Annotated in this window: 8 protein-coding genes; 3 read left to right on the top strand and 5 right to left on the bottom strand. The window is 71.3% G+C overall.

The window, feature by feature from the left end:
- Positions 1-44: 44 nt before the first annotated feature.
- From lysX to ABZU75_RS42275, 5 genes are all read right to left on the bottom strand, one after another.
- Positions 45-1,547 (bottom strand): bifunctional lysylphosphatidylglycerol synthetase/lysine--tRNA ligase LysX, encoded by a 1,503-nt coding sequence (lysX, locus tag ABZU75_RS42295; protein ID WP_355567726.1) that lies wholly within the window; start codon positions 1,545-1,547, stop codon positions 45-47.
- A 179-nt stretch (positions 1,548-1,726) separates the two neighbouring features.
- Complete coding sequence (locus tag ABZU75_RS42290; protein WP_355567723.1) at positions 1,727-2,509, bottom strand: type III pantothenate kinase; 783 nt, start codon at positions 2,507-2,509, stop codon at positions 1,727-1,729.
- Positions 2,509-5,049, bottom strand: a complete 2,541-nt coding sequence (locus ABZU75_RS42285; RefSeq protein WP_355567720.1) for an L-aspartate oxidase — start codon at positions 5,047-5,049, stop codon at positions 2,509-2,511. The genes ABZU75_RS42290 and ABZU75_RS42285 overlap by 1 nt, the downstream gene beginning before the upstream one ends.
- 260 nt (positions 5,050-5,309) lie before the next feature.
- The gene (panC, locus tag ABZU75_RS42280) at positions 5,310-6,137 is read right to left on the bottom strand and encodes a pantoate--beta-alanine ligase (protein WP_355567729.1); all 828 of its coding nucleotides are present in this window, start codon (positions 6,135-6,137) and stop codon (positions 5,310-5,312) included.
- Positions 6,138-6,550: 413 nt separating this feature from the next.
- On the bottom strand, positions 6,551-7,441 hold the full coding sequence (locus ABZU75_RS42275) for a DUF2520 domain-containing protein (protein ID WP_355567717.1): 891 nt from the start codon (positions 7,439-7,441) through the stop codon (positions 6,551-6,553).
- Between the two features lie 420 nt (positions 7,442-7,861).
- Between ABZU75_RS42275 and ABZU75_RS42270 the strand changes: the two genes are divergently transcribed.
- The 3 genes from ABZU75_RS42270 to ABZU75_RS42260 all read left to right on the top strand — a co-directional run bounded on the left by ABZU75_RS42270 (position 7,862) and on the right by ABZU75_RS42260 (position 11,089).
- Positions 7,862-8,827, top strand: a complete 966-nt coding sequence (locus ABZU75_RS42270) for an SAM-dependent methyltransferase (RefSeq protein ID WP_355567714.1) — start codon at positions 7,862-7,864, stop codon at positions 8,825-8,827.
- 268 nt (positions 8,828-9,095) lie between these two features.
- On the top strand, positions 9,096-9,854 hold the full coding sequence (locus tag ABZU75_RS42265) for a GNAT family N-acetyltransferase (protein ID WP_355567711.1): 759 nt from the start codon (positions 9,096-9,098) through the stop codon (positions 9,852-9,854).
- A gap of 128 nt (positions 9,855-9,982) precedes the next feature.
- On the top strand, positions 9,983-11,089 hold the full coding sequence (locus ABZU75_RS42260; protein ID WP_355567708.1) for a DUF418 domain-containing protein: 1,107 nt from the start codon (positions 9,983-9,985) through the stop codon (positions 11,087-11,089).
- The last annotated feature ends 172 nt before the right edge of the window (positions 11,090-11,261 follow it).

Genomic DNA, 11,261 nt, shown 5'->3' with positions numbered 1-11,261 from the left:
CGCGGGACCTCGTCCCGCGCGGTCCGGCGGCGCTGCCCGCAGACTCAGCCGGTCGGCTTGACCAGCGGGAACAGGATGGTCTCGCGGATGTTCTTACCGGTGAAGGCCATGATGAGGCGGTCGATGCCGAGCCCCAGGCCACCGGTGGGCGGCATCGCATATTCCAGTGCGGTGAGGAAGTCCTCGTCAAGCTGCATGGCCTCGGCGTCCCCGCCCGCGGCGAGCAGGGACTGCTCGGTGAGGCGGCGGCGCTGCTCGACCGGGTCGACCAGCTCCGAGTAGGCGGTGCCGAGCTCGGTGCCGAACCCGATCAGGTCCCACTTCTCGGTGAGGAGCGGGTTGTCACGGTGCTGGCGGGTCAGCGGGGAGGTCTCCACCGGATAGTCCATGACGAACGTGGGCTGGATGAGCGTGTGCTCGACGAGCGCCTCGAAGATCTCCTGGACGAGCTTGCCCTGGCCCCACTTGGCATCCCAGTGGATCTCCCGGGCGTCCGCGAGCTTGCGTACGTACTCCAGGGGCGTCGCGGTGGTGATCTCCTCGCCCAGTGCCTCCGAGACCGACCCGTAGAGAGTGATCCGCGGCCACTTCGCCAGGCCGAGGTCGATCTCCTGCCCCTGGTGGACGACCACGGAGTGGCCGAGGGCCGCCACGACCGCCTGCTGGATCATTCGCTGGGTCAGGTCGGCCATGTCGTTGTAGTCGAGATACGTGCCGTAGGCCTCAAGCATCGTGAACTCGGGGTTGTGCGTGGAGTCCGCGCCCTCGTTGCGGAAGTTGCGGTTGATCTCGAAGACCTTCTCGATACCGCCGACCACGAGCCGCTTGAGGTAGAGCTCGATCGCGATGCGAAGGTAGAGCTCCATGTCGTAGGCGTTGATGTGGGTCTTGAAAGGCCGGGCCGTGGCTCCGCCGTGGATCGGCTGGAGCATCGGCGTCTCGACCTCCAGGTAGCCCTCCTGGTGCCAGAAGTCACGGATGGACCGCACCACGGCGCTACGGGTGTAGGCCAGCTTCCTGGCCTCGTCGTTGACGATGAGGTCGACGTAGCGCTGGCGGACCCGCGCCTCGGGGTCGGTGAGCCCGGCGTGCTTCTCCGGCAGCGGGCGCAGGCACTTCGAAGTGATCGCCCAGCGGTCGGCGAGGATGGACAGCTCCCCCCTGCGGGAGGTGATGACCTCACCCTCGATGCCCACGTGGTCGCCGAGGTCGACGTCGCGCTTCCACGAGGCCAGTGCCTCCTCGCCCACCTTGTCCAGGGAGATCATGACCTGGAGATCGCCGGAGCCGTCGCGGATGGTGGCGAAGCAGAGTTTGCCACCGGTCCTGGACAGCATCACGCGGCCGGTGACACCCACCTTGTCGCCCGTCGCGGTGTCAGCGGAGAGACCGGCGTATTTCTGGCGGATCTCGGCGTTGGTCGCGGTGCGCGGGAAGTTCACCGGGTAGGGGTCGACGCCCTCGGAGCGGAGGCGGTCGAGCTTCTCCCGGCGCACGCGCATCTGCTCGGGCAGATCCTCGGCGAGGTTGGTCACTTCATCGGTCACAGTTCCAAAGGGTACCGATGTGGCGAACCTCGTGAGGTCGCCGACCGCCGGAGGCCGGAGAGGGCTCCAGGGCGCCGCGGTGCTCTCCGGGAACACCGGCGGCGCGCCGGCCGCGCACCGCGCTCAGAGCGGTGTCACGACGCTCCCGCGGGTGTCACGGCACCGGTGTCACAACGCTCTCAGGTGGCGTTGCGGTGGTAGATCAGGCGCAGCCCGATCAGCGTGAGCCAGGGTTCGTGCATGTCGATCGTGCGCGCCTCACCGGCCACCAGCGGCGCCGCGCTGCCGGTGGCGACCACCGTGACATCGTCGGGGTCGGTGGCGAGCTCGGCCGCCATCCGCTCGACGATCCCGTCCACCTGACCGGCGAAGCCGTAGATGATGCCGGCCTGAAGCGCCTCGACGGTGTTCTTGGCGATCACGGAGCGGGGGCGGACCAGCTCCACCTTGTGCAGCTGCGCTCCCGCCGCGGCGAGCGCGTCCACCGAGATCTGGATGCCGGGGGCGGTCACCGCGCCGACGTACTCCCCCTTGGCGGAGACGGCGTCGAAGGAGGTCGCGGTCCCGAAGTCGACGATGACGCACGGCCCGCCGTACAGCTGGATGGCCGCCAGCGCGTTGACGATGCGGTCGCTGCCGACCTCCTTCGGGTTGTCCATCCGGACCGGCACCCCGGTGCGGACGCCCGGCTCGACGATCACCGCCGTCACGTCGCCGTAGTAGCGGCGGCACATCTCGCGCATCTCGTTGAGCACCGACGGGACGGTGGAGCAGATCACGATGCCGTTGACGTCTGTGCCCTTGAGCAGCGGCGACTGCCCGAGCAACCCCTGGAGCACGACGGCGATCTCGTCCGCCGTACGCCGGGCGTCCGTGGCGATCCGCCAGTGCTCGATGACGTCCTCGCCCTCGAAGAGGCCGAGAACGGTGTGAGTGTTGCCGACGTCAATGGCAAGCAGCATCAGTTCCCCCGAAGGTCCAAGGCGATGTCCAGCGCCGGCGCCGAGTGCGTGAGCGCGCCCACGGCAAGGTAGTCAACACCTGTTTCGGCCACATCACGAGCGAGTTGGAGGGTCAGCCCTCCGCTGGACTCCAGCCGCGCCCTGCCGTCCACCAGCCGTACGGCCCGTACCAGCTCCTCGACCGTGAAATTGTCCAACAGGATCTCCTCCGCTCCCTCAGCCAGCACCGGCTCGATCTGGTCGATCCTGTCGACCTCGACCTCGATCGGCAGGCCGGGGTAGGCGTCACGGACCGCCCGGAACGCCTCGGCGACCCCACCGGAGGCCACCACGTGATTGTCCTTGATCAGCGCGGCGTCCGAAAGTGACATGCGGTGATTGATACCACCGCCGCACCGGACCGCGTACTTCTCCAGGGCGCGCAGTCCCGGCAGCGTCTTGCGGCTGTCCCTGATCCGGGCGCCGGTCCCCTCGACGGCCTGGACCCACCTACCGGTCAGGGTCGCGATACCGGACAGGTGGGTGAGCAGGTTGAGCGCGGTGCGCTCGGCGGTCAGCAGATCCCTGGTGGGACCGGTGACGGTCATCAGCACGTCGCCCCCGGCGACGCGCTCGCCGTCCTTGACCCTGCGCTCGGCCGTCAGACGGCCTCCGCTGAGGTAGGAGAACGCGCCCTCGGCCACGGCCAGCCCCGCGACCACGCCGTCCGCGCGGGCGACCACGTCGGCGGTGTCGCGTCGGTCCGCCGGGATGGTGGCGATGCTGGTGACGTCACCCCCCGCCACGTCCTCGGCCGCCGCGGCCTCAAGGACCGCGACCACCCCGACCGGGTCAAGACCCGCCTCGGTGAGATCGTTCTCCACCTGCGGCGGCAGCACGGTCGCTCGCCGCCCGTGCGGTACGTATGTCATGGTCGGTCCCTCCGCTGTCAGGGTCACATCGAGGTGGCCCAGCCACAAGGCGTCGTCTCTCTCGGAAAAGTCCTCGCGCCAGTGCGACCCCCTGGTCTCCTGGCGGGCGCGGGCGGCCGCCACGAGCGCGGAGGCGACCGTCAGCAGGTTGGTGGTCTCCCACGACTCGGTACACGGCTCGACCGCCACCGGGGTCCACCTGAGGTTCAGCAGGGTCCTCGCGGCCTCTCCCAGCGACTCCCGGCTGCGCAGCACGCTCGCCCCCCGGCTCATGTGCCCCTGAATCCTGCCCCGGGCCCTGGGATCGATCAGGCCGGTGGGGCGGTCGTCGGGCACCGGTTCGCCGGCTACCGTCCGCCCTTCGCGGACATCGGCGTGGATGTCGGCGGCGATGCGCCCGGCGAAGACCAGGCCCTCGAGCAGGGAGTTGGAGGCCAGCCGGTTGGCGCCGTGCACGCCGGTGCACGCGACCTCGCCGCAGGCGTACAGACCGGGCACGCTGGTACGGCCGCGCAGGTCGGTGCGGACGCCGCCGCTGGCGTAGTGGGCGGCGGGGGCGACGGGGATGAGCTGGGTGACCGGATCGACGCCGTGCTCCAGGCAGACCGCGTGGATCGTCGGGAAGCGGGTGCGCCACTTCTCCTCGCCGAAGTGGCGGGCGTCGAGATACACGTGGTCGGCGCCGGTGGCGCGGATCCGCCGCATGATCGCCTTGGCCACGACGTCACGGGGGGCAAGGTCGGCCAGCTCGTGGACGTCCCGCATGAACCGGGTGCCGTCCGCGTCGACCAGTACCGCGCCCTCGCCCCTGACCGCCTCGGAGATCAGCGGCTGCTGGCCGCTCGCGTCCTCGCCGAGCCAGAACACCGTCGGGTGGAACTGGACGAACTCCAGGTCCCTGACGGCGGCCCCCGCCCGCAGCGCGAGCGCCACCCCGTCTCCGGTGGAGACGACGGGGTTGGTGGTGGCGGCGTAGACCTGGCCCATGCCGCCGGTGGCCAGCACCACGGCCCTGGCCGTGACCGCGCCCACCCCGTCGCGCTCGCCCACGCCCATGACGTGCAGGGTCACCCCGGCGGCGCGCCCCTCGGCGTCCTTGAGGAGGTCGAGTACGAGGGCGTGCTCGATCACCTCGATCCCCGACTCCCGGACCGCCGCCACGAGTGCCCTCTGCACCTCGGCCCCGGTGGCGTCGCCGCCCGCGTGCACGATGCGATCGCGCCGGTGGCCACCCTCCCTGGTGAGCTGGAGCTCCCCGGCCTCGTCGGTGTCGAACCTGGCGCCCATCGCGATCAGGCCGCGCAGCGCGTCGGGCCCCTCGGTCACCAGGACCCGGACGGCCTCCTCGTCGCAGAGGCCCACCCCCGCGAGGAGCGTGTCGGACAGATGCTCGGCGGGGGTGTCCCGCGGATCGAGCACTGCGGCGATGCCGCCCTGGGCCCAGCGGGTGGACCCGGACGACAGGACGTCCTTGGTGACGACCAGGACCTTCGCCTCGGAGTCCAGCTCGGCGTACCGCAGTGCCAGGGTGAGACCCGCGATGCCGGAGCCCACCACGACCACGTCCGCCTGGACCGTCCATCCCGGAGCGGGAGCGGTCAACCTCTGGGGTATGGCCGGGATGCTCATTGCCGCCTCCTCGCGGAGTCATAGAGGCCGTTCATTTCGTCAGCGTGACGATAACGCCATCCCCGGCACGGCTGTTCCCCGGGGTAGGACATTTCACTCACTCCCGGAACCACAGTGCCTCTGGGCCGTGGGCGGCCGGAACGGGAACCCACCGACGGGAGATTCGCACGCGGGTGAGCGGTGCACCCGCCTGCCGGGCGCACGGCGAACCCCCGCGCGAGGAACCGGGCGCCACCGCGCCGCGGGAGAGCCTCCGGAACTCAGCGAAGGGTGAGCGTGACGTTGTCGATCAGCCGGGTGGACCCCACCCGCGCGGCCACCGCGAGGATCGCCTCGCCCGTGTGGTCGTCGCCGACCTCGGCGAAGGTCGCGGGGTCGACCAGGACCAGGTAGTCGACGGCCAGCGACGGCTCGGCCGCCAGAACGGCGAGCGCGGTCCGGCGGATCTCCGCCGGCGTGCGCTGCCCGGCCCCCGCGTTCAGAGCGCGGGACAGGGCCAGACCGGCCACCCGGTCCTCCGGCGACAGGTAGCGGTTGCGGCTGGACAGCGCCAGCCCGTCCGGCTCGCGGACCGTGGGCGCCCCGACGACGGAGACCGGCAGATTCAAATCGGCGACCATCCGGCGGATCATCGCGAGCTGCTGGGCGTCCTTCTGCCCGAACACCGCCACGTCCGGCTGGACCAGGTTGAACAGCTTCAGCACCACGGTCAGCATGCCGTCGAGGTGCCCCGGCCGGAACTCTCCCTCGACGATCGAGCCCATCTCCCCCGCGGAGACGCCGACCTGCCTGTCCGGCAGGTACATGTCCTCGACCGACGGGGCGAACACCACGTCCACCCCCTCGGCCTCGCAGACCTCCAGGTCGGCATCAAAAGTACGGGGATAACGGGAAAAATCCTCGTTTGGGCCGAACTGGAGCGGGTTCACGAAGATGCTCACCGCCACGTGGGCCGCCCTCTGCCGGGCCAGCCGGATGAGCGAGCGGTGTCCCTCGTGCAGCGCGCCCATGGTCGGCACGAGCGCCAGCGCGCTCCCGCCCCCGGAGGCACCCACGCCGATCCCCAGGGCCTCCCGGGCCTTGAGCAGCCCTGCGCGGTCGTCCGCCACGATCAATGGAACCTCCCGGGGGTGCTCCGGCCGACCGGCCGGAGAGGGGTGACGTTCATCGAAATTCCTGGAGAGTGGAGACCCCCGACCTCAAGCGTACGGAGGGAGAGAACAGCACCGACCGGCTCCCCCCGGCAGACCGATCCCCTCCTCAGGCCGGCGGCCGGGGAGACCCACGGCGTCGACCGGCCCCTCGCCGGACCGGCACCCTCGTCAGGCCGATCCCCTCCGCCATGTTCGGCGAGGGGACCGCCGGGTTCACCCGGCAGGTGAATCGTTTCCCTGTCACGGTTCCGGTGTTCGAAACGGTCAGGGCCTGGCCGCCGCTCCCCTCGGGGAGCGGGGAGTCATCGGATCGGTTTCCTCCGTCAGGCCGGTGGCCGAGGGAGGTCTCAGGTCCATACGTTGCCCCCCAGCGCGTCCAGAAGGCGTTCGGCGGCCTCGGGCTTGAGCAACCCGGCCGCCAGCGCCCGGTCGGCCGTGAGCCTGGCGAGCGCCACGTAGGCGTCCGCGGCCTCCGGTGCCGCGAGGATCAGCGCGTCCACGTGCCTGCGGACGGTACCCGCGTCACCGCGCACCACCGGGCCGGTCAGCCCCGAGATGCCGAGCCTCAGCACGTTCTCCAGCGCCGCGCCGAGCAGCGGGCCGAGCATCCGTCCCGGCTGCTCCACGCCGATCTTCTCCAGCAGCTCGGAGGACTCCGCGATGAGCGTCACCATGTGGTTGGCCGCTCCCGCGAGGGCCGCGTGGTAGAGCGGCCTGTCCTTGTCGGCGATCCAGACCGGCTCGCCCTCCATCTCGATGACGAGGGCCTCGGCCACCGGGCGGAGCCCTTCGGGCGCGGTCACCCCGTAGGAGATGCCGGTGAGGCGGCGCAGGTCGTCGTCACGGCCCGTGAAGGTCATCACGGGATGCAGCGCCAGCGGCAGCGCTCCGGCCTTGATCGCCGGATTGAGCACGGCCAGGCCGTACGCGCCGCTGGTGTGCGCCACCAGCTTGCCCCGCAGGTTCGCACCGGTCTCCACCAGGCCGGAGACCAGCTCGGGCAGCACGTCGTCGGGGACCGTCAGCAAGACGAGGTCCGCTCCGGCCACCACGTCCTCGGGCCGTACGGGGACGAGCCCGAGGCGCTCGACCGCACGCTCCCTGGAGGCGTCGGAGACACCGCTCGTCGCGACGATCCGGTGTCCCGCCCTGACGAGCGCCGCGCCGAGCGCCGAACCGACCCTGCCCGCTCCAACCACTCCGACGGCCAGCCGTGCCGGGCGATCGACTGCGTCCATGACGTCACGTCCTTCGACCATGTGGGGCTTCGTGCCTGATTGACCAGCGTAACGGGCCGCGCCGCCGCAACCGCGTCAAGACGCGGGTTCCGGCGCGACGGCCCTGTTCCACCCCGGGAGCCCGGAACCGGGCCCCTGAGAGCGTATGAGACCCGCCAGAGGGCCGGAGAGTCGGCTCACCCGGCGATCCAGGTGACAGCGCGTCAACCCCGCCGAGATCCCCGAACCGGGCGACACAGACCGTACGGGGTCCGCGCAGAGCCGGAAAACCCGGCCCACACGGCGATCCAGGTGGCGACGCGCCGACCTGGCATCAACAAAGATCATGCGAGCCGGTGACAGAATGCAGTCATGTACTCAGCCGAAGCGTCAGCGCGAGTTGATCTCGTTCCTCCGCCTCGGCGGGTAGCGTCTGAGAGTGTGTGGCTCACCTGGCGCGCCGCGATGGAGCACGCGCTCTACGGCGAGAGCGGTTTCTACCTCCGCGAACGACCCTCCAGTCACTTCCGGACCTCGGTCGGCGCCTCCCCCGTCTTCGCCGAGGCCGTGCTGCACGAGTTGACCTCGGTTGACGAGGTGCTCGGCGGCCCCGAGGTGCTCGACCTGGTCGACATCGGCGCCGGTGAGGGCTTGCTGGCGGCCGGGGTGCTCGCCGCCGCACCGCCCGCGCTGCGGTCGAGGCTCCGAGTGACCGCGGTGGACCTGGCGGCCAGGCCGCCGGCGCTGCCCGAGGAGATCGTCTGGGTAAGGGCCGCGCCGGACGGGATCTGCGGCCTGGTGATCGCCAACGAGTGGCTGGACAACGTTCCCGTCGACATCGTGGAGCAGACCGCCGACGGACCCCGGCTGGTCCTGGTCAACGTCACCGACGGTGAGGAGCGGCTCGGCGGCAGACCGGCCGAGGCGGATCTCGCGTGGCTGGCCCGCTGGTGGCCGATGCGCGCCACCGGTGAGCGGGCCGAGATCGGCAGGCCACGCGACCGGGCCTGGGCGTCGGTGATCGTACGGTTGGCACGCGGCCGGGCGATCGCGATCGACTACGCCCACTCCCTGGCCGACCGGCCGCCGTACGGCACGCTGGCCGGATACCGCGACGGGGCGATGGTCGCGCCGGTGCCCGACGGCTCGTGCGACATCACCGCCCACGTGGCGCTCGACGCCTGCGCGGCCGCCGGCGAGAGCGCCGGGGCCGTCACGACGGCGCTGACCACGCAGCGGGAGGCGCTGCGCGCCCTCGGCGTCACCGGGAACCGCCCGCCGGTCGAGCAGGCCAGGATCGACCCGCGCGGCTACCTGCACGCCCTCGCGCGGGCCTCCGAGGAGGCGGAGCTGATCGCCCCCGGCGGCCTCGGCGGCTTCGGCTGGCTCTCCCAGACCCGCCCCTGAAAAGACCGCCCACCCGCGGCGAACACCTCGAACGATCGCCCCCGACCCGCCCCTGAAAAGACCGTTCGGTCCCGGTGAACACCTCGAACCGATCGCCGCCGGGGCCCGGCGGCTCCGTCCGGCTCCGAAGGGGCCAAAGGACGACCTTCGACGACCGCCGGGCCGGTGGAAGGTCGCGCCCTTCCCGGTTTCCTTCGCAAGTGGCCCGATCCACCCGCCGGGGGGGAGAGACCAAGCAAAGATCCTTTCGCCTCGTAGGGTCTATGCCATGAGCACTTCCCCGACACACGCCGTTCCCGCCGAACGTATGGCCTCTCTCCAGCTGGCCGTCCAGAACTCCGCCGCCTTCTGGACGGCTCTCGCCCAGACCCGGGGAAGCGAGCTGATCCGCCGCCCCGGCTTCCTCTGCTCGGACGGACGCGAGCGCGGCGGGCTGCGGATCCTGCTGCTCTCCCCGGACCCCGGTCCGGACGATCTCGCCGAACTGACGGACCTGGCCCGGCGCCGGCTTTCCGACGGGGTCGTCGTCGAGGATCCGTTCGGCTCGGTCGACATGAGCGCTCTGGGCCTGCCCTCGGGACAGCTTCCCGTCATGATCCGCCACCCCGGTCCACTCCCCGCGCCACCGGCCGTGGAGGTCACCCACGTGGAGACGGTGGAACAGCTGCGGACCGCGGAAGGCATCGTGGTCCACGGATTCCCGCTGACCAACTTCCAGCCCTACCGCCCGGGTGACGCCTTCTCCAAGGACCTGCTGGGCCACCCTGGAGTCGATCTGTTCCTCGCCGCGCGGGACGGGGTGCCCGCCGGGGCCTGCATGACCGTCGTCGACGGTACGGTCGGCGGGACCTACTGGGTGACCACCCTGCCCGAACACCGCTCCCACGGAGTCGGACGGGCGCTCATGCACGCGGTCCTGGCACACCTGGGGGACCTCCCCGCCACCCTGACCGCGGCCAAGGCCGGCAAGCCGCTCTACGACTCCCTCGGCTTCGACACCATCACCGACGCGACCTGGTGGATGTGACCGGGCCCCGGGCAACGGAACCCCGCCTGAGAGCCGAGCTGCGGGACCGGCCAAAAGTACGGCCGAGACGGTGCGAACCCTGCTTTTGACCGATGCCCGGTACCGAACCGGGTCCGCAGGATGCCCCCATGCCAAACGAAGACTCCCCTCCGGTGCTGAAGGCCGAGGAACTGGCCGGGCATCACGGCGGCGGGCCGGCGCGCCCGCGTCGGGCCGACGGCCGAAAAACCCCCGCGACGTCCTCCCCCGGCCGCCCGCGTATCGCCGCGCTCGACGTACTGCGCGGGTTCGCGCTGTGCGGGATCCTGCTGGTCAACGTCAAGCCGATAGCCAACGTCGACGTCGGCCACGTCGTCGTGGATTCGCCGGCAGGCCCGGAGGGCGCGTGGCCGGGGCTGCTCCTCGATCAGCGCTTCTTCCCGATCTTCTCCCTGCTGTTCGGCATCGGCTTCTCACTGCTGCTGAACTCCGCCGTGGACCGCGCCGCCGCCCCTCGGACACTCCTGCTCCGCCGGCTCCTGGTGCTGCTCGGGATGGGCCTGGCACACATGTTCCTGCTGTGGCGGGGCGACATCCTCACCGTCTACGCCGTCATCGGCCTGCTGGTGCTGCTGCCCTCGACCTGGCTGCCCCGGTGGGCCGTGGCCGGCCTCGCCCCCGTGCTCCTCGCGGCACCGTTGATCGCCGGCCAGAACGGGATCGTGCTGGTCCCCGGGCTGTTCCTGCTGGGCTCGGCCCTGGTCGGGTACGGGGTGATCGACCGGATGGAGCAGTCCACCCGGGTACCGGCCGTGCTGGGCCTGGTCTTCGCGGCGGGGGCGGTGCCCGCCCTGTGGTGGCAGGTCGGCCTGGCCGGCGACACGAACGACCCGGGTTTCGGCCTCTCGATGGCCGTGGCCGGATTGCTGCTCGCGGGAGTGTACGTGTGCGTGCTGCTGGTCCTGCTCAGGACTCCGCTCCGACCGGCGCTGCGGGCCGTCTTCGCACCACTGGGCCGGATGGCGCTGACCAACTACCTGACCGCCACGATCCTGGTGCTGGCGACCGGTCGCGTCCTTGGCGGCTCGCCGGAAAGCTGGTCCCCGGCGACCGTGTTCCTGATCGCCGGCGCCATCCTCTCCGCCCAGTGGCTCCTCTCCACCCTCTGGCTACGCCGATACCGCTACGGCCCCCTCGAATGGCTCTGGCGCTGGGCCACCTGGGCCCAGCGCCCGCCCTTGCGCCGCTCCCCCTGACGGCACCGCGCGCGAGCCGGTTCAGACCCGCACGTCGAGGGCGGTGAGGCCACGGATGACGTACCCAGGGCCCCAGCCGGGCTCGGTGGCGAGTTCCAGCTTCGGCGGCCCGGCGAGGCGGGGGCCGGGCGCCGCGGACGAGTTCGTCAAGGGCGGGGGGGCGCCCCGCGGC

Origin of the sequence: Streptosporangium sp. NPDC005286 (assembly GCF_040607515.1) — a bacterium.
GTDB lineage: Bacteria > Actinomycetota > Actinomycetes > Streptosporangiales > Streptosporangiaceae > Streptosporangium.
The sequence above is the reverse complement of the archived record's forward strand: the minus strand, read 5'-3'. Positions and strand labels throughout refer to the sequence as shown.

Bases quoted from the DNA above. Each gene is read 5' to 3' on its own strand.
- ABZU75_RS42265 (WP_355567711.1), top strand. From the start codon at position 9,096: ATGAGCACTTCCCCGACACACGCCGTTCCCGCCGAACGTATGGCCTCT.
- ABZU75_RS42290 (WP_355567723.1), bottom strand. From the start codon at position 2,509: ATGCTGCTTGCCATTGACGTCGGCAACACTCACACCGTTCTCGGCCTC.
- ABZU75_RS42260 (WP_355567708.1), top strand. From the start codon at position 9,983: ATGCCAAACGAAGACTCCCCTCCGGTGCTGAAGGCCGAGGAACTGGCC.
- ABZU75_RS42275 (WP_355567717.1), bottom strand. From the start codon at position 7,441: ATGGACGCAGTCGATCGCCCGGCACGGCTGGCCGTCGGAGTGGTTGGA.
- ABZU75_RS42285 (WP_355567720.1), bottom strand. From the start codon at position 5,049: ATGAGCATCCCGGCCATACCCCAGAGGTTGACCGCTCCCGCTCCGGGA.